This window comes from Halobacillus sp. SY10 (assembly GCF_045401165.1).
Taxonomy (GTDB): Bacteria; Bacillota; Bacilli; order Bacillales; family Halobacillaceae; genus Halobacillus; species Halobacillus aidingensis.
The window spans coordinates 2,990,044-3,007,949 of sequence record NZ_CP174345.1 but is presented as its reverse complement, the minus strand read 5'-3'; the positions used below and the strand labels follow the sequence as shown (position 1 = coordinate 3,007,949).

Here is a 17,906-nt window from a genome sequence, read left to right as displayed (position 1 = left end):
CAGCGCCCGCCCCATGGAAAGCGAACCTTTTCCCGTAGCCCCAAGAATTGCACAAACATCTCGAAATCAAGTCTTCAAGAATCCTGCCATATTGCTGAATAATATATGGAAAAAAGACTATGGGTTGTAGGCTGTAAGTTCCATAGTATAATAGACTTGGTTGAATAATGTACGAAGGTGGATTTATACATGTTTAATTTCAAATGGTCTCAGTGGTTGGTTCTATCCTTTTTCATTTTATCCGCTTGTTACATGATCGTATTATCCGTCACCCAGCCCTACCTTGGAATCGGCGTAAACGAAAGACAAGGAGAATGGGTGGTGACCTCTGTACACAGTGGAAGTTGGGGAGACCGTCATGGGGTTCCGCTTGGAGGAGAAATCCATTCGATAAATGATGAACCCCCAGAGGAACATCGTTCTGTTTCAATGTTCAATGAGCTGGAAGGAGCGAACTCATTTTCAATACAACATAATGGACAAGAGACTTTCTACAATGACATTGAAAATTCAAGTCCCATTCATTGGTTATTGTACATTGTCATTCCTGCTCTTTTCTTTTTAGTTATTTTGGGTATATCCTATCTTGTTCATAAACGAGTACCGAAGAGGTATTCAGCAGAACAGTTGATTTTGTTCTTCCTAGCTATTGCTACTGGATATTTAAGCAACAGTGGCGCGGTAAGGGATGATTTGTACGGTCTATTTTTAAACACAGGGTTATTTTTGTTTTCCCCTGTGATTTTAATCCATTTTTTATATAACTACTTTCAGGAATTGAACATTTATTGGTTTTCAAAAAAAATCGTGTATTCGCTATACCTCACTGTAGGGTTTGTATCGTTACTCGAAGGTTACTTCCTGACTATAGAATCTTATCCAGCATTCTTTGACCCGATCCCCGGCGGCTTGCTTTTGGTTTTGTATATTATCTCGTTTTTTATCATTTACCGGGGACTGTATATTCACAAGAGTGCAGCGGTGGGTCCCATTTTTAAATACATGGCCATAGGGATGACGATTGCGTTCTTTCCTTATATTTTTCTTTATTTGATTCCTGCCCTTGCTTTTGGAGTGAAGGTGATTTCACTTGAAGTTGGAGCTATGTTTCTTATCGCTCTACCGATTACCTTCATGTATTTGGTAACGAGAGAAAGATTGATTGATATTGACTTTGTGATGACGCGTGTCCGGTATTATATGATCCTGTCTGTCCTCCCGAGTTTAGCTCTGATGTTTACGATTGGCTGGCTAGTTGAAGAAGATTTATACGTGATCAGTTACATTCAAATGTTTTTGCTGTTCCAATCTGCTTTCGTCTTATTTTTATCAGTAAAAGAAGTGTTGGATTTCAAACTGCAGCGTTATTTGTTTTCTGCTCGTTATGGTTATCAGGAGAGTATGCACCGGATGGCTCAGGACATGAAGGACCAATCCAATGCGGTCGATTTAATGAAGGTCATGCGTGATGAAGTGAAAAATGTACTGAATGTTCGAGATATTTATATTTATTCCAAGCATAATAAACGCAATATGTACTGTGTGTATGACCAGATTCCCAGGGATATCATCGACCATTTTGATGAGCATCTGAACAATCACCATTATGATATCGGTTCAGTGATTGAAACGGAGAAAGGGTTTGGAGTCATTGTAGGCTACTCGTTAGAAAAGCTGACCATGATGTGGTGCAAAGGGAAGAAAGATTACACAACCTTGAACCGAGATGAGAAAACGTATTTGCAAACCATCTCTCATAATGCAAATATTGCGATTCAAAATATGAACACGATTGAAGATTTATTAAAAGAACTTCGTAAATTGAGAAGCGGCCAGACACAAAAATACCCAACATGGCTTTCGAGGTTATTGTTTACGATCGCTGAAAATCAAAGAAAGCAGCTTTCCATTGATTTGCATGATACGGTGCTGCAAGAGCAACTGTACCTTTATAGAAAGATGGATGATTTGATCAGGCACAGAAATGATTTAACCCCAAGTTTGCATGCAGAGTTGATGGTTTATAAAGAGTCTCTCCTTGACAGTATTCACTTGATTCGTGAGACATGTAATGAACTGCGTCCGGCATTCATTGAGGAAATGGGGCTTGTTCAATCATTAAAGAATTTGATTCATCAATATCAGCTTCGCTCGAACTTTACGGTCTATTTCTCGGATGAACGTTTTGATGCAGAACTGGATCAAGAGCGGATCTTAGCTATCTTCAGAGTTGTTCAAGAGCTTTTGACGAACGCTATGAAACACTCGGATGCAAAAATTGTCAAACTATCATTATCCAGCCAAGAGAATCAAGTGATGCTTTTATACTCAGATAACGGAAAAGGCATGGACTATTCCGTTCAACGTGATTTGTTCTCGCATATTGGGTTATCTGGGATCGAACAAAGGGTCAATGGTCTGAATGGGCACCTGGAAATAGAAACCGCATTAGGCGAAGGGTTTAAAACCATGATTACGTTTCCAATTGAAATAAAAAGGGAGGTCCAAGTATGATGAATGTGTTAATCGTCGATGATCATCCTGCTGTAGGCGCAGGAACGAAATCGATGCTCGAGCAAGAAGGGGACATGCAAGTGGATGTCACTCATGAAAACCAAAAAGTAGAACCCCTTTTAAAAGAAAAAAATTATGATATCGTCCTATTGGATTTATACATGCCGGGGATAAACGGAATTGAGTTGGCGAAGAAAATCCGGAAGTCTTACCCTGATCTGAAGCTGCTTATTTATACAGGATTTGATTTGAACACCCATTTCAATATGTTGGTGGAAGCCGACATTAATGGTTTTGTCAGTAAAACGGCAACTAGTGAGCAACTGGTAACCGCGATTCGTTGTGCATGCAGGGATGAGGTGGTTATTCCTATTCATTTATTCAAACAGTTGAGAAGATCAGAGGCCAGTGTAAGCACTCCTTCTGAAACAGAAGAAGGCAACGGTTTTTCTTTGAATGAAAAAGAACAGTCCATTTTACAGGAAGTAGCGTCTGGTTATACGAACAGAGAAATTGCACAAACCCTTCACATGTCGCAGCGAAGTGTAGAATACACCTTAACTGGAATTTTTAATAAACTGAATGTAAGGTCGCGTACAGAAGCGCTCTTCAAAGCGCAGGAACTCGGGCTTGTGTCTAAATCATGAAAGCGTAGCACAGGGCGACCTTCCTGTTCATACGATACAGAGACTAAATAATTCCCCTCATATAAGCTCAGGGACAACAAGGAGGGGTACGCTTGTGAAGGAGGACGGCTATCGGCCAACACAAATTCTTACCAAGCGGGAGCGAGAAGTTTTCGAGCTTCTAGTACAGGATAAGACGACACGTGAGATCGCAAAAGAGCTCTTCATTTCAGAGAAAACTGTGCGGAATCACATCTCGAACGCAATGCAAAAGCTAGGGGTGAAAGGACGTTCCCAGGCAGTGGTAGAACTGCTGCGCATGGGAGAACTGGAATTGTGATCTCCATAGAACAGCTAACCATTGCTATTGAGATGGAGGGGGTCCTTTCAGGTAAGGTCGCGTTTAACGCAGCCATACCTGAAAGGGTTTTTCTTATAAAGAGAAGTTAGACCTTGAATTTTTCTGCTCAAACCATGAGAATGAGATTTATAAAGTATTTTCGTTAGGAGTGCTGAATGTGACAAAATCACAACAGACGACCATGATGGCTGATGTAGAGAAAGAGTTAAGATACATAGCCGGAATTATTAAACAAAGAGGACGAGTTATATTAAATCATTATCCAATTACTGCTCCACAATTTGTTGCTCTCCAGTGGCTTTTGGAAAAGGGAGACATGACGATAGGAGAGCTTTCCAACTATATCCACCTTGCCTGCAGCACGACGACAGACCTTGTAGACCGAATGGAAAAGAATGAGCTTGTAGAGAGAGTTCGTGACCCTAAAGACCGTCGTGTTGTCCGTATTCATGTCTTGGAAAAGGGAGAGAAAATCATCCATGAGGTGATTGAGAAACGGCAGAATTACCTCGAAGAAGTCTTGAAGGGCGTGCCGGAAGAGGATGTAGAAACACTCAACCGCTTACTCCACGTTCTTCATGAAAACATGAAAGAGACAGACAAGGAAACAGACAACTAAGAGATAAAAGAGGGATGCGAATTGAAACAACCGATAGGAGTCATAGATTCAGGCGTGGGCGGTTTAACGGTGGCAAGAGAGTTGATGCGGCAATTACCGAAAGAGACTTTTCTTTATCTAGGCGATACAAAAAGGTGTCCGTATGGTCCTCGCTCAGAGGAGGAAGTTCGAGCATTCACATGGCAAATGGTCAATTTCTTATTAGAGAAAAACATTAAGATGTTGGTGATTGCCTGTAATACAGCCACGGCCTATACGCTTACAGAACTTCAGGAGACGCTGAATATTCCTGTTATCGGTGTCATTGAACCCGGTGCACGTGCAGCGATTAAATTCAGTCGTAATAAACGAATTGGTGTGATCGGGACGGAAGGAACGATTGAAAGTAAAGCCTATCCGAATGCACTCGTAGCGATTGATCAAAACATCCGGGTCAATGGACTCGCCTGTCCTCCTTTTGTACCTATGGTGGAAGACGGAATTCTATCCGGACCAAAAGCTGAAGGAATCGTTTCCAATACCTTGCAGCCTCTGAAAGAAATGAATCATATCGACACCCTTATTTTAGGGTGTACCCACTATCCATTGATTAAGGATCTCGTGCAAAATGAGATGGGAAATCATATTCAAGTGATTAGTTCTGGTGAAGAAACGGCAAGGGAAGCTAGTTTGATCCTTGCTTACCATAAGCTTTTAGAAAAAGGGAACGCTTCTCCTGTTCATGAATTTTATACGACGGGGGATATCGAAAAGTTCCGCCTGGTCGCAAACAGTTGGTTTGAGGAACCCGTACAAATTCTTAAATCTGTTCGAATTGAACATGTTCCGAGCTCTGCTTACTAAAGCAGAGCTTTTTTAGAGTTTGTTATGTGAAATTGTGATCAAAAAGCCTGGCACCTCACAGAAATTTACCGGTGCCTGTCACTACTTTTAGAGCTAGGGTGCCAGGCACCGGTATACCATTTCGAGTGCCTGGCACAGATATTAAAAGTCAAAGATGAACCAGCCGGTGTTCACTTTTTTAAATAGAAGTCTCATTTTCATTCATAAAATTCTCTGGTCTAATCCTTCAGGGGGCTCGTATATATGGTAGTACAATCTATCTCAGGAGGGAAAACTATGAAGAATTACGGCTACAAACCCTTCATACTCGCGGTTTTATTACTGCTGAGTGTAGGGTTACTTTCAGGCTGCCTTTTTGAAGGAGAGCAATCATTAGAGAAAATGGATACACCTGAAGAGGCGGTTACAACAACGCCAGATCCGAGTAGTGATGAACCTCAACCTGAAGGAGAAGGTGAAAATACAGAAGGGGAAGAAGGAGAAGGGACAGAAGGAACAGAAGGTGATGCTTCTTCAGCCACAGTCGCTCGTGAAGTGTATTTAATGGACGCGAACGGCATGGTTGCCCCACAGACACTAGAACTGCCAGCCTCAGAAGAGGTGGCGACACAGGCGCTTGAGTATATGGTAAAAGATGGTCCTGTGACGAACTTACTGCCAAATGGTTTTGAAGCGGTTCTCCCTGCTGGAACAGAAATTCTTGGAGTTAACGCCAAAGAGGATGGAACGCTTGTTGTAGATGTGTCGGAAGAATTCAAAAATTATGCGGCTGAAGATGAAGAGAAAATTTTACAAGCCATGACCTATACACTGACTCAGTTCGAAAATGTGAAACGAATTAAGCTTTGGATCAACGGTCACGAACAGCAAGTGATGCCTGTCGACGGGACCCCGATTTCTAAAGGGGTCTCCCGTGCTGATGGGATCAACCACAGTGTCGGTAACAACACAGATATTATGAACAGTGAAGCGGTGACGGTTTATTTCCCTGCCCAAAATGGGGAACAGGTTTATCAAGTTCCGGTGACCACTCGTGTAGCTAAAGGAAGTGACGAATATACCGCGATGGTACAGGCGTTATTGGAAGGTCCTGAACTCGGAAGTGCACTAATGAATCCTTTTAATGAAGGAGCGGAATTGGTCAACTCTAAGCTTGAAAACGGAGTGCTGACGGTTTCCTTCAATGAAAACATACTGACGAGTGTGGAGGAGCAGCCATCCTTATCTGATGCGGCGTTAGCGAGTCTTGTTATGAGCCTTACTGATCAAGCAGATATTGAATCAGTCGAAGTCCATGTAGATGGAACGGAGCATGTGTTCAATGAAGCTGGAGAGCCATTGGCTGAACCAGTTACAAGACAGGATATCAATGGCGCTGAAGCCATGTAGTCACAAAGTATAGTCAAGAAGCGCTTCAAAAGTGAAAAGCTTTTGAGGCGCTTTTCCATTTGAGCTTTAACTACCTCACGCATGTAATTTGTGTTAAGATGGGCAAGGATAATGGTGTAGGTAAAAGGAGGTCGTTACTGATGAGAAATGATCATCGGGAAGTCAACGAACTAAGAAAAGTAACAATCGAAATGGATTATGTGAAGCATCCAGAAGGGTCCGTGCTGATCAGTTTTGGAGATACGAAAGTAATTTGTAATGCCAGCGTAGAGGATCGTGTACCTCCTTTTTTACGTGGACAAGGAAAGGGCTGGATTACAGCTGAATATGCAATGCTGCCTCGTGCAACCGAACAAAGAAATATACGTGAGTCGTCAAAAGGAAAAGTTTCTGGGCGTACGATGGAAATCCAACGTTTGATCGGACGTTCTCTCCGGGCCGTTGTTGAATTAGATAAAATCGGCGAACGTACCATTTGGGTCGATTGTGATGTGATCCAGGCTGACGGAGGAACACGCACAGCTTCCATAACTGGTGCATTCGTTGCTGTCGTTATTGCCTTAGGCAAATTAGTGAATAAAAAAACGATCAAAGAGCTGCCTATAACAGATTTCTTAACTGCTATCTCTGTAGGTGTATTGCCTGATGGAAATGAGATCCTGGACCTTTGTTACGAAGAAGACAGCAAAGCACAGGTGGATATGAACGTCATCATGACTGGAAATGGTGAATTTGTTGAATTACAGGGAACTGGAGAAGAAGCAACATTCTCCATGCAGCAGCTGCAAAAGATGTTGTCCCTCGCTGAGGAAGGCGTTACAGATCTAATCAAACTCCAGGAAGAAGCAATCGGAGAATGGTCAGACGTCATCCGTACAAAAGCGGAGGCGGCTAAGTAAAATGAAGGAACTAATAGTGGCGACGAAGAACCCAGGTAAAGTAAATGAGTTCCGCCAGATGTTTTCCAAGTACGACATTTCTGTAAAATCCCTATTAGATATTGATCGTTCCATAGACATAGAAGAAACAGGATCGACATTTGAAGAAAATGCGGTCATTAAAGCGGAAGCGATGGCAGAGCATTTTGAAGTTCCTGTGGTGGCTGACGATTCAGGTTTGGAAGTCGATGCATTGAATGGGGAACCGGGCGTTTATTCCGCCCGCTATGCAGGAATAGAAAAAGATGACGGCAAAAATACAGAAAAACTCTTAAAACAACTCTATGGCGTACCCGAAGAAAAGAGAACAGCACGCTTCGTATGTGCTGTAGCAGTTGCGAGGCCAGGAGAAAACACATTTGTTAGAAGAGGAACGTGTGAAGGCGTTATTGCTACCGAACCTCAAGGCACAAATGGTTTCGGTTATGATCCTGTATTCATACCGGAAGGGTCTTCCCGTACGATGGCTGAACACTCCTCTGAAGAGAAGAACGCAATCAGCCACCGTCACCACGCCATACAACAAATTGAAGAGTGGTTGAAAACTCAAAGCTAATCGAGGTGAGTCGTATGCCGAAAGTTTTAATTGTGAGTGATACCCATGGTTTAAAAAACGAAGTGATGGAAATCAAAGAGAGACATCAGGATGTCGATGCCATGATTCATTGCGGAGATTCTGAACTCGCTTATGATGCTGAAGAGCTTGAAGGCTTCACATATGCAAAAGGGAACTGTGATTTCGAACCAGAAATGGAGGAAGAGCAAACCCTTCAGGTAGGAGAAGTGAGGTTTTTGGTAGTTCATGGACATCTGCATCAGATCAAGTCAACGTTGATGCCCCTCTCTTATCGTGCAGAAGAAGTCGGTGCCCAAGTCGCCTGCTTCGGCCATTCTCATTTAGCAGGAGCAGAAAAAGTTGGCGACACACTTTTCATCAACCCAGGAAGCGCAAGGCTCCCGAGGGATCGAGAGGAACCGACTTATGCGATTATGGAATGGGAAGATATCAATGACATACACTTACAATTTTATCATGTGAATGGCGAACCTATGCCTGACTTACACATGACAACAGCACTTGCAGCGAAGAATTAATTTCTTTGCTGCAACCTGTTGACATTTCCCCGTATTCTTAATATAATAATTCTTGTCCGCTTCACAAGACAACAACAAAAACTTGTTTTCTTATAAACTAACTTTTTGATTATGCGGGTGTAGTTTAATGGTAAAACCTCAGCCTTCCAAGCTGATGACGAGGGTTCGATTCCCTTCACCCGCTCCATCACATATTTTAAACTTTAATGAGTATGTCCCAGTAGCTCAGCTGGATAGAGCATGATCGAATATACTTCGAAGCGATACTTCAACGTACCGATTTCAAAGCATCTTGAATTCACCCAAGAAATCGGGACGACAGCCGACAAAAGTTTGCACACTCAACTACATACTATTACATGTCCCAGTAGCTCAGCTGGATAGAGCAACAGCCTTCTAAGCTGTGGGTCGGGAGTTCGAATCTCTCCTGGGACGCTAAATGAAAAAAAGCTGCTACCTTTGCAAATGTAAAGGTAGCAGCTTTTTTATTCAAAATGTATAATAAACAGTGGAGTTCCTCTTTAGAAATAAGTAACAGAGAAAGCTTACAGTCCCAAACAATTTTAATATTGTAAGAGGGGAAGAAAGAAGAAACCCTTGGTAATTTTATATGAATCAGCTCTTTAGTCGTGTACTCAAAATTCTAATGGTAGGAAAGTGTTCCACTCTATCAATGGAACTCAAGCGTATGTAATTAAGTTCATGAATTCTAAGTGGATTATTGTTTTATATAACGAAGGAAGCGCCCTAAAAACAGGACGCTTCTTTTTTGTACCAAGAAGTTCATAAGAAGCGTTTCTTAATTTCTGGTGAAGGCAGTTCACAGGCTTCCAGTTTACCGAACCATTTGTAACGATTTTTAGCTATGAGATTGTAAGCCCGATCCCTTATCTTGTTAGGGACAATAATCAAGGCAAACCCGACCTTCCAAAAACCCTTCAAGGACTTACTTATTCTCAACGCAGCCGAGGATTGAAGGTAAGACTTTGAACCTTCAATCAGGACGATACTGTCCACTTCATTTGGAATTTTATATTTCATCATAAACGATTGTCCGACTTCGCTTTGTTGAGAAGCGAATTTGAAACGTCCTTTAGGATCTCTTTTAATAATGAACTGCACGCTTTGAATGCAAAAATTACATTCCCCGTCAAACAGGACAATCCGTTCCATATTCAATCACCTCTACAAACATTTTATCATGTTTAGTATCAGAGGCTCTAAAAAAGATTTGCCCAAGGGGAGGCACATATCATGTCTTCTTCATACGCTATGGTGTAGAGGAGTGATTCGTTTGATAGCCTTCGCTTATATCCTAATTGGTGTGTTTTTTTGCTTCCAACAAAAAGAACCGATAGACCAGAGTAGAGAAGAGCGGTCCTTATATATGTTTGTGTTATTAGGGTGGGTCATTCTTTGGCCGTTATTCTTATTCCATTTATTACTTAAAGGTAAATAAAGGATAGAGAACATGGTTTTAACTCACATACGTGGTCCTTCTCCCGCACACAATAGAAATGGCTATTAAGCCAAGCGATTTGAGGAGTGATCAGGATGGAGAAGAAGAATGTTCAGTGGTTGCCGATTGTCGCTTCTATCGGAATCGGTGCTGCCACCTACAGCATGATGACTGGTCAGGCAGGGCAGTTGCAGAACGTTATCCCAAGCATTGCTAAAATGTCTGGACAACGTCAAAGCAACCCAACCTCTAATCAATAAAAGAAAGGGTGTGCTTTTTCAGCACACCCTTTCTGTATTCCTCTATAATAACGTTCCCATTTCGAGCGAACGCTTGATGTCGATTCATGTAAGTTGGAGATTTTCTTTAGGCAATTCCATAGATCGCTTATCAATTTCTTTCGTCAATAAGTGGACGAATTCATCATCTAATTGAAGTTTCACGGACTCTATGTACGTTTCCAGCAATGTTTGATCATCTAGCAATGACAAAACGATACATCCCCTTAAATTTAATAATTCGGTGAAATTTTATTCACATTTATTTATTTTAGCAAAAAAAACGAAATCATCATGAGTATAAAGTCCTGTTTTTTGCTAATATGAAGCAAATTTGGATATTATATTGAGATAAAGTTCACGAATGCTTTTTGGAAGTGTTTTTTTGTGTCTGTCCATAACGAATGATGACGAATTTCCCTTTTAATTCAGATACAAAAGTGTTTTCTTTGTGTTTGTTGTGAATATACTTTAGTATATCCTAATAAGCTGAATGAATAGAGGTTTGAAAAATATACAATAAGGTTAAAATGAAGGAAGTATAAACTCTAGGGAAGGGTGTCTTATGGAAAATAAAAACGGGAACTTAGTGATGTTCCCAAAATGGAAAACCGCTCTGGAACGAGTGGGGTTGGAAGCATTGAAGGAAAAAAGGTATAAAGATGCTTCAGAAGCCTTGGAGCCCCTTGTTGAGTATGGCGTTGCAAATGCGGATGTCATTACAGGACTTCTGATGAGTTGGATTGAACTTGGATTGTTCGATGAAGCAGAAGAATTATGTCAAAAGCAAATGAAGGAAGATTACGAACAGTACTATCATTATTTACATATCTATATCACCATCTTATTTCAAAGTAACCAGTATGAAGAAATCATTAATCTTTTGGAAGAAGTGTTCGAATCAGAGGATATTTCTCATCAAAGCCGTACTCAACTCTGGCAGATGTTTGAGGTGAGCCGGAAACTTTTGGAAGATCGTCATAAAGAAGAGGGTACGAAGTATTTTGATGAATTTAAGCATGCATTGGATTCAGATGATATACATAAGCAGTGGCAAGCGATTGATCAATTGAAAAAACAATCCCCTGACCTTTTTGCAGATGAGTTTCAACGCGTCTTAATGAACGAAACGGTCCACCCGATCATTAAATCTTCCATTTTAGAATGGTTCAGAGATGCAGGTTGGAGTCAGGAGCTCACCATTAAGAAATTTGGCCAAACATCTACTGTCGTCCCTTCGGATTTAACACAGCTTCATTCTGATTACATCATTAGACAGATTCAAATGAGGCTCGGTCAAATTGAACAAAACAACCCGACGATGTATGAGATGATTAATCGTCTTTTATATCATTATTGCTATGTACGATATCCAATATTTCCTAATGAAAAGGAAGTCCCGATTCTTGTCGAAGCCCTTAAACAATTAGGGCATGAATATTTACAGCTTCCATTGTCTGTGAATGAAGAATTGGAAAACGTAGAGAAGTACAAATCTGAAATCGAACTATGTGAACAGCATTACGTATTGATCGTTGGGGAATAAATGAAAAAGGTCACGTCTTGAAAGGCTGTAGGATTATGTTATAATGTAGTGGTTGCAAACGAGATTCGTATGTAAAAAGAGTCATAGAATCATCAGATCATCGTCTTCGGACGAAAATGAATGAATAGATGTTGGAGGGAATTTTTTATGTCAGCAAAATGGGAAAAGCAAGAAGGCAATCAGGGGACTTTGACTGTAGAAGTACCTGCAAGTGAGTTCGATAAAGCACTTGACCAAGCCTTCAAAAAAGTAGTTCAACAGGTACAGGTACCTGGTTTCCGTAAAGGTAAAGTACCTCGTAAACTTTTCGAACAGCGTTTCGGAGTGGAGTCTCTTTATCAGGATGCCCTTGATATTGTTCTTCCACAAGCTTACACAGAAGCTGTAGAAGAAACAGGAATCGAACCTGTCGATCGTCCAGAAGTAGACGTGAAACAAATCGAAAAAGGCCAAGACCTAGTATTCACAGCAGAAGTTACTGTGAAGCCTGAAGTTAAGCTTGGCGATTACAAAGGCCTTGTCGTAGAAGAGCAAGATACTGAAGTATCAGATGAAGATGTTGAAAACGAACTGAAGCAAATGCAAGAGCGTCAAGCAGAGCTCGTCGTTAAAGAAGATGCAGCTGTTGAAAATGGCGACACAGTCGTTATGGATTTCGAAGGTTTCGTTGATGGCGAAGCATTCGAAGGCGGACAGGCAGACAACTACTCCCTAGAAATTGGTTCTGGCTCCTTCATCCCAGGTTTCGAAGAACAGCTAGTTGGTAAGAAAGCAGGAGAAGAAACAGACGTTGAAGTAACTTTCCCTGAAGAATACCACGCGGAAGATCTAGCTGGTAAATCTGCAACATTCAAAGTCAAGATTCACGAAGTAAAAGGAAAAGAACTTCCTGAGCTTGATGATGAATTCGCGAAAGATGTCGACGAAGATGTCGAGTCTCTTGAAGAACTGAAGACGAAAACTCGCGAGCGTTTGGAAGAGCAGAAGAAGACAGATGCTGAAAACAGCAAGCGTGACACGCTTGTAACGCAGGCATCTGAAAATGCAGAAGTTGAAATTCCTGATGCTATGGTGGATACAGAGCTTGACCGCATGGTTCAAGAATTCGAACAACGCCTTCAAATGCAAGGCATGACAAAAGACATGTACTTCCAATTCACTGGTCAAGACGAAGATGCCCTTCGTGAGCAAATGAAAGAAGATGCAGCGAAGCGTGTGAAAACGAACCTGACTCTTGAAGCAATCGCAGAGGCAGAAAATGTTGAAGCTTCTGAAGAAGATGTGAATGCTGAACTTGAGAACATGGCGTCCATGTATCAAACAGACGTTGCTCAATTGACGCAAATGCTTGGTGGAAATACAGATATGATCAAAGAAGACCTTAAAGTCCGTAAAGCCATTGATGTTCTAGTTGCAAATTCCAAAGCTGAATAATAAACTAAGAAGACAAGGTGCATGATCGTACCTTGTCTTCTCATATATTTCTATATTATAGAGTATAGAGGTAGAGATTAATGGGGAAGATAGTTGATACTTCTCTAGCTGTTTACATACAATAGTAATGGTGCTCCATTGTTTGACTTATCTGCAGTTGAATTACATAATGAGGATGGTGCAAGAAAAGTTGCGCACACCTCTGAAAAGGTATTGCTTTTTTGTTTGAAGTTAATCTGATATGATGGGCAAAAGAAGTGAAGTGGAAGCGTAAGCGTCGTATCATGAAACTTCAGTCGCAACAATTGCGTCATTATAATAAGGGGTGAAACGAATGTTTAAATTTAACGATGAAAAAGGACAGTTGAAATGTTCTTTCTGCGGTAAAAGTCAGGAACAAGTCCGTAAGCTTGTAGCAGGGCCTGGCGTATATATATGTGATGAATGTATTGAACTTTGTACGGAAATCGTTGAAGAAGAGTTAGGTAATGAAGAGGAAGTGGAATTCAAAGAGGTACCGAAGCCTCAAGAAATCCGCGAAATTCTTAGCGATTATGTCATTGGCCAGGATCAAGCCAAAAAGAACCTGTCTGTAGCCGTATATAATCACTATAAACGTATCAATGCAGGTGTGAAAAATGATGATGTAGAACTTGCGAAAAGTAACATCCTCATGCTTGGACCTACAGGTAGCGGTAAAACCTTACTTGCTCAAACATTGGCACGTATTCTGAATGTACCATTTGCCATTGCTGATGCCACTTCCTTAACAGAAGCCGGTTACGTCGGTGAAGATGTTGAAAACATTCTGTTGAAGTTGATTCAAGCAGCAGACTATGATGTTGAGAAAGCAGAAAAAGGAATCATTTATATTGATGAAATCGATAAAGTTGCCCGTAAATCAGAGAACCCATCCATCACAAGAGATGTATCTGGTGAGGGAGTGCAGCAAGCGCTATTGAAAATCCTCGAAGGAACTCAAGCTAGTGTACCTCCCCAAGGTGGACGTAAACATCCTCATCAAGAGTTCATCCAAATCGATACAACTAATGTGTTGTTTATCGTTGGAGGAGCTTTTGACGGAATCGATCAAATCATTAAACGTCGTCTAGGACGAAAAGTGATCGGCTTCGGTTCTGAGCAAGCAGCGGATGAAGCAGAGAAGAAAGAATTGCTCACAAAAGTACTTCCAGAAGACTTGTTGAGCTATGGTTTGATTCCGGAATTCATCGGTCGTCTACCGGTCATCGGCAGCCTCGAGCAGCTTGATGAGGATGCGCTTGTAGAAATTCTTACAAAACCGAAGAATGCGCTTGTGAAGCAATATCAAAAGCTTTTCCAAATCGACCATGTCGAATTGGAAATGGAAGAAGATGCGCTTCGTGAAATCGCACGTCTAGCTATAGAACGTAAGACAGGGGCTCGTGGATTGCGCTCTATTATCGAAGGAATCATGCTGGATGTCATGTATGAACTTCCTTCACGTGATGATATTGAGAAATGTATCATTACGAAAGAGACAGTCACTGCTAAAAATGGGCGTCCTAAGCTGGTCTTGACAGATGGTACTGTTGAAGATGAGAATAAACAATCTCCTAAAGAGAGTGCGTAAACCTTAGGGAATAAAATCCAAGAAGCCGTGCTACGAAAATGTTGTAGCACGGCTTCTGTATTATTAAATTGACAGATGACTACATAAGCATGAAAGGCTGGTTTCTGTTCATAATAAAGTATTAGAGGAGTGAGCCCCTTGACAGTAATTGGTTAGGGGATTTCGGTGTTGGAATCATTTGGTGCCGTTTCGTTTACTTTCCAAGTACATTTATATATGATAAAAATACGTAGTTGCAATAATCGGAGGTGCAAGAAATGACGGACAAACAGAGAAAAAATATACCTCTACTTCCTCTCAGAGGGTTGCTTGTGTACCCTTCTATGGTCCTTCACCTGGATGTGGGGCGTGAAAAATCGGTACAAGCGTTGGAGCAATCCATGATGGATGACAATGAAATATTTCTCGTGTCACAAAAAGAAGTGAATATTGATGAACCCTCGAAAGGTGACCTTTATGAGGTTGGAACAATTGCCAGGGTAAAACAGATGGTTAAATTGCCAAACGGCACCAATCGAGTCCTTGTAGAAGGTTTATATAGAGCCCGTGTTGAACAATTAGTCGATGATGAGGACTTTTATCACGCGAATATCTCAAAAATTGAGGATGAGCATGTAGGAGAAAATGAGGAAGAAGCTCTCATGCGAACGCTTATGGACCAATTTGAGAAATTCGTTAAAGTATCTAAAAAAGTAAGCCAGGAAACCTTTAATACCGTGTCCGATATCGACGAACCGAGTCATATGGCCGACATGATCGCTTCCCATTTGCCAGTGAAACTAAAAGAAAAGCAGTCAATTCTGGAAACAGTGAATGTGAAAGAGCGTCTTCAAAAGCTTGTCGACATGATTGGGAATGAACGTGAAGTTTTGCAAATCGAGCAAAAGATCGGCAAAAGGGTTAAAAAATCCATGGAAAAAACGCAAAAGGAATATTATTTGCGTGAACAGATGAAAGCGATCCAAAACGAACTTGGTGATAAAGATGGAAAATCAGGTGAGGTCGCTCAGCTTAAGGAAAAAATAGAGCAGGCCAATATGCCTGAACGAGTAGAAGAAATCGCTTATAAAGAGCTCGAAAGATATGAAAAAGTTCCACAAAGTTCAGCGGAAAGTTCGGTCATACGCAATTACATTGAATGGCTTGTGGCCTTGCCATGGTCGAATGAGACCGAAGATAACCTCGATGTGAACCGTGCTGAGAAGATTTTGGACGAAGATCATTATGGTTTGGAAAAGGTCAAGGAGCGTGTCCTTGAATACTTAGCGGTTCAAAAATTGACTCAAACGATCAAAGGGCCGATCTTGTGTCTGGCTGGACCTCCAGGGGTGGGGAAAACTTCCCTTGCTAAGTCCATCGCTCGATCCATCAATCGAAAATTTGTTAGAATTTCTTTAGGCGGAATCCGTGATGAAGCTGAAATTCGTGGTCATCGTAGAACTTATATTGGGGCAATGCCCGGACGTATTATTCAGGGGATGAAACGTGCAGAGACAGTGAACCCTGTATTTTTACTTGACGAAATTGATAAAATGGCTAGTGATTTCAGAGGGGATCCATCTTCAGCCATGTTGGAAGTCCTCGACCCAGAACAAAACGGAACGTTCAGCGATCACTTCATCGAAGAAAACTATGATTTATCAAAGGTCATGTTTGTGGCTACAGCTAATAATATTTCGAACATCCCTGGACCATTGCGTGACAGAATGGAGATTATCACCATTGCTGGATATACGGAAGTTGAGAAAGTTCATATTGCTAAAGAGCATCTGCTTCCTAAGCAAGTGAAAGAAAATGGTTTGAAGAAAGGCCAGCTGCAATTACGTGATGATGCGCTCTTGAAACTGATCCGCCGGTACACAAGAGAAGCGGGTGTACGTGGTTTAGAGCGTGAATTGGCGAGCCTATGCAGAAAAGCTGCCAAAATCATCGTTTCTGGTGATAAACAACGGGTGGTTGTGACGGAAAAACAACTGGAAGAGCTTCTCGGGCGTCCGAAATTCCGTTATGGACGTGCAGAACTGGAAGATCAGATTGGAGCAGCCACAGGCCTTGCTTATACAACAGCAGGTGGAGACACATTATCGATAGAAGTTTCAATATATCCTGGAAAAGGAAACCTTACATTAACAGGGAAATTGGGAGATGTGATGAAAGAATCCGCACAAGCGGCGTTCAGCTATATTCGTTCAAGAGCGAACGAACTGAACATCGACCCTGATTTTGTGGAAAAGAACGACATCCATATTCACGTACCTGAAGGCGCGACACCTAAAGATGGCCCTTCTGCCGGCATCACGATGGCGACTGCCCTCGTATCGGCACTGACAGGTCGCCCTGTCCGTAAAGAGGTGGGCATGACAGGTGAAATCACGTTAAGAGGCCGCGTTTTGCCTATCGGTGGTTTGAAGGAAAAATCATTGAGCGCCCACCGTGCAGGATTAACAAAAATTATCATCCCAGATCAGAACGAAAAAGATCTGGAAGATATCCCAGACAGCATCAAGGAAGGTCTGACTTTTGTTCCTGTGAAGCATTTGGATGAAGTATTAGAACAAGCATTAACGGAGGCAGTACATGAAAGTTAACTCGGCAGACATCGTCATCAGTGCGGCGAGCAAAAAGCAGTACCCAAAAGCACCGATTCCTGAAATTGCGCTGGCAGGAAGGTCGAATGTTGGTAAATCATCATTTATCAACCGGATGATTCAACGCAAAAATTTAGCGAGGACTTCATCAAAACCCGGAAAAACCCAAACGTTGAACTTTTACATCATCAACGATAAGTTCCATTTCGTCGATGTTCCCGGTTATGGATATGCGAAAGTTTCCAAAAAGGAACGCGCGAAGTGGGGAGCCATGATGGAAGAATATTTTGCTGAACGTGAACAGGTGAAAGCAACAGCATTGATCATTGATATCCGTCATAAACCAACAGAAGATGATCAGTTGATGTATGATTATTTAAAGCATTTCGACCTGCCAGTCATGGTCATTGCGACAAAGCTTGATAAAATTAAAAAGGGTCAACGAAAGAAACAACTGAAGATGATTCAAGATGTCTTGGAAATGGAAGAGGAAGATGCATTGATTCCTTTTTCATCCGAAACAGGCGAAGGCAAGGATGTTGCATGGAAGACCATGCTCTCACACTTGAATCTCTAAGATAGAACCACTTCTCTATATAAGGGA

Annotated in this window: 17 protein-coding genes and 2 tRNA genes; 17 read left to right on the top strand and 2 right to left on the bottom strand. The window is 41.6% G+C overall.

Annotated features, from left to right (window positions below):
• The first annotated feature begins 189 nt into the window (after positions 1 to 189).
• The 11 genes from ACJA3J_RS15500 (at position 190) to ACJA3J_RS15450 (ending at position 8,820) form a co-directional block, all read left to right on the top strand.
• On the top strand, positions 190 to 2,514 hold the full coding sequence (locus tag ACJA3J_RS15500) for a sensor histidine kinase (protein WP_406944555.1): 2,325 nt from the start codon (positions 190 to 192) through the stop codon (positions 2,512 to 2,514).
• Positions 2,511 to 3,161, top strand: coding sequence for a response regulator transcription factor (locus ACJA3J_RS15495; protein WP_089652708.1), 651 nt, complete (start codon positions 2,511 to 2,513; stop codon positions 3,159 to 3,161). The genes ACJA3J_RS15500 and ACJA3J_RS15495 overlap by 4 nt, the downstream gene beginning before the upstream one ends.
• A gap of 94 nt (positions 3,162 to 3,255) precedes the next feature.
• Positions 3,256 to 3,480 carry a response regulator transcription factor gene (locus tag ACJA3J_RS15490; protein ID WP_008635211.1) on the top strand — a complete coding sequence of 75 codons (225 nt, stop codon included), beginning with the start codon at positions 3,256 to 3,258 and terminating at the stop codon, positions 3,478 to 3,480.
• A 202-nt stretch (positions 3,481 to 3,682) separates the two neighbouring features.
• A complete protein-coding gene (locus ACJA3J_RS15485; protein WP_089652722.1) occupies positions 3,683 to 4,120 on the top strand; it encodes a MarR family winged helix-turn-helix transcriptional regulator in 438 nt (145 codons plus the stop codon).
• A 21-nt stretch (positions 4,121 to 4,141) separates the two neighbouring features.
• Entirely contained in the window at positions 4,142 to 4,963 is an 822-nt protein-coding gene (gene racE / locus ACJA3J_RS15480) for a glutamate racemase (RefSeq protein ID WP_115895018.1), read from the top strand.
• A gap of 276 nt (positions 4,964 to 5,239) precedes the next feature.
• A complete protein-coding gene (locus ACJA3J_RS15475) occupies positions 5,240 to 6,352 on the top strand; it encodes a GerMN domain-containing protein (protein WP_089652706.1) in 1,113 nt (370 codons plus the stop codon).
• Positions 6,353 to 6,492: 140 nt separating this feature from the next.
• The gene (rph, locus tag ACJA3J_RS15470) at positions 6,493 to 7,251 is read left to right on the top strand and encodes a ribonuclease PH (RefSeq protein ID WP_406944554.1); all 759 of its coding nucleotides are present in this window, start codon (positions 6,493 to 6,495) and stop codon (positions 7,249 to 7,251) included.
• Position 7,252: 1 nt separating this feature from the next.
• A complete protein-coding gene (locus tag ACJA3J_RS15465) occupies positions 7,253 to 7,846 on the top strand; it encodes an XTP/dITP diphosphatase (protein WP_089652704.1) in 594 nt (197 codons plus the stop codon).
• Between the two features lie 14 nt (positions 7,847 to 7,860).
• Positions 7,861 to 8,385 carry a metallophosphoesterase gene (locus ACJA3J_RS15460; RefSeq protein ID WP_089652703.1) on the top strand — a complete coding sequence of 175 codons (525 nt, stop codon included), beginning with the start codon at positions 7,861 to 7,863 and terminating at the stop codon, positions 8,383 to 8,385.
• A 113-nt stretch (positions 8,386 to 8,498) separates the two neighbouring features.
• A tRNA-Gly gene (locus ACJA3J_RS15455) sits at positions 8,499 to 8,572 on the top strand.
• Between the two features lie 174 nt (positions 8,573 to 8,746).
• Positions 8,747 to 8,820, top strand: a tRNA-Arg gene (locus ACJA3J_RS15450).
• Between the two features lie 348 nt (positions 8,821 to 9,168).
• Here the strand turns inward: ACJA3J_RS15450 and ACJA3J_RS15445 are convergent.
• Positions 9,169 to 9,558, bottom strand: coding sequence for a thiol-disulfide oxidoreductase DCC family protein (locus ACJA3J_RS15445; RefSeq protein ID WP_406944553.1), 390 nt, complete (start codon positions 9,556 to 9,558; stop codon positions 9,169 to 9,171).
• A 381-nt stretch (positions 9,559 to 9,939) separates the two neighbouring features.
• Between ACJA3J_RS15445 and ACJA3J_RS15440 the strand changes: the two genes are divergently transcribed.
• Complete coding sequence (locus ACJA3J_RS15440; protein ID WP_167356075.1) at positions 9,940 to 10,104, top strand: hypothetical protein; 165 nt, start codon at positions 9,940 to 9,942, stop codon at positions 10,102 to 10,104.
• Positions 10,105 to 10,188: 84 nt separating this feature from the next.
• On the opposite strand, the gene sda is transcribed toward ACJA3J_RS15440, so the two are convergent.
• Entirely contained in the window at positions 10,189 to 10,335 is a 147-nt protein-coding gene (sda, locus tag ACJA3J_RS15435) for a sporulation histidine kinase inhibitor Sda (RefSeq protein WP_202410038.1), read from the bottom strand.
• Between the two features lie 352 nt (positions 10,336 to 10,687).
• Between sda and ACJA3J_RS15430 the strand changes: the two genes are divergently transcribed.
• The 5 genes from ACJA3J_RS15430 (at position 10,688) to yihA (ending at position 17,879) form a co-directional block, all read left to right on the top strand.
• On the top strand, positions 10,688 to 11,668 hold the full coding sequence (locus ACJA3J_RS15430; RefSeq protein ID WP_406944550.1) for a tetratricopeptide repeat protein: 981 nt from the start codon (positions 10,688 to 10,690) through the stop codon (positions 11,666 to 11,668).
• A 147-nt stretch (positions 11,669 to 11,815) separates the two neighbouring features.
• Positions 11,816 to 13,102, top strand: a complete 1,287-nt coding sequence (tig, locus tag ACJA3J_RS15425) for a trigger factor (protein ID WP_089652699.1) — start codon at positions 11,816 to 11,818, stop codon at positions 13,100 to 13,102.
• 334 nt (positions 13,103 to 13,436) lie between these two features.
• Entirely contained in the window at positions 13,437 to 14,714 is a 1,278-nt protein-coding gene (gene clpX, locus ACJA3J_RS15420; protein WP_089652698.1) for an ATP-dependent protease ATP-binding subunit ClpX, read from the top strand.
• 257 nt (positions 14,715 to 14,971) lie between these two features.
• Positions 14,972 to 17,302, top strand: coding sequence for an endopeptidase La (lon, locus tag ACJA3J_RS15415; RefSeq protein ID WP_406944548.1), 2,331 nt, complete (start codon positions 14,972 to 14,974; stop codon positions 17,300 to 17,302).
• On the top strand, positions 17,292 to 17,879 hold the full coding sequence (gene yihA / locus ACJA3J_RS15410; RefSeq protein ID WP_089652696.1) for a ribosome biogenesis GTP-binding protein YihA/YsxC: 588 nt from the start codon (positions 17,292 to 17,294) through the stop codon (positions 17,877 to 17,879). Before lon ends, yihA begins: the two co-directional genes overlap by 11 nt.
• The last annotated feature ends 27 nt before the right edge of the window (positions 17,880 to 17,906 follow it).

Coding starts and splice junctions, on each gene's coding strand:
- ACJA3J_RS15500 (WP_406944555.1), top strand. CDS start 190: ATGTTTAATTTCAAATGGTCTCAGTGGTTGGTTCTATCCTTTTTCATT.
- ACJA3J_RS15495 (WP_089652708.1), top strand. CDS start 2,511: ATGATGAATGTGTTAATCGTCGATGATCATCCTGCTGTAGGCGCAGGA.
- ACJA3J_RS15485 (WP_089652722.1), top strand. CDS start 3,683: ATGATGGCTGATGTAGAGAAAGAGTTAAGATACATAGCCGGAATTATT.
- ACJA3J_RS15475 (WP_089652706.1), top strand. CDS start 5,240: ATGAAGAATTACGGCTACAAACCCTTCATACTCGCGGTTTTATTACTG.
- rph (WP_406944554.1), top strand. CDS start 6,493: ATGAGAAATGATCATCGGGAAGTCAACGAACTAAGAAAAGTAACAATC.
- ACJA3J_RS15465 (WP_089652704.1), top strand. CDS start 7,253: ATGAAGGAACTAATAGTGGCGACGAAGAACCCAGGTAAAGTAAATGAG.
- ACJA3J_RS15460 (WP_089652703.1), top strand. CDS start 7,861: ATGCCGAAAGTTTTAATTGTGAGTGATACCCATGGTTTAAAAAACGAA.
- ACJA3J_RS15445 (WP_406944553.1), bottom strand. CDS start 9,558: ATGGAACGGATTGTCCTGTTTGACGGGGAATGTAATTTTTGCATTCAA.
- ACJA3J_RS15440 (WP_167356075.1), top strand. CDS start 9,940: ATGGAGAAGAAGAATGTTCAGTGGTTGCCGATTGTCGCTTCTATCGGA.
- ACJA3J_RS15430 (WP_406944550.1), top strand. CDS start 10,688: ATGGAAAATAAAAACGGGAACTTAGTGATGTTCCCAAAATGGAAAACC.
- tig (WP_089652699.1), top strand. CDS start 11,816: ATGTCAGCAAAATGGGAAAAGCAAGAAGGCAATCAGGGGACTTTGACT.
- clpX (WP_089652698.1), top strand. CDS start 13,437: ATGTTTAAATTTAACGATGAAAAAGGACAGTTGAAATGTTCTTTCTGC.
- lon (WP_406944548.1), top strand. CDS start 14,972: ATGACGGACAAACAGAGAAAAAATATACCTCTACTTCCTCTCAGAGGG.
- yihA (WP_089652696.1), top strand. CDS start 17,292: ATGAAAGTTAACTCGGCAGACATCGTCATCAGTGCGGCGAGCAAAAAG.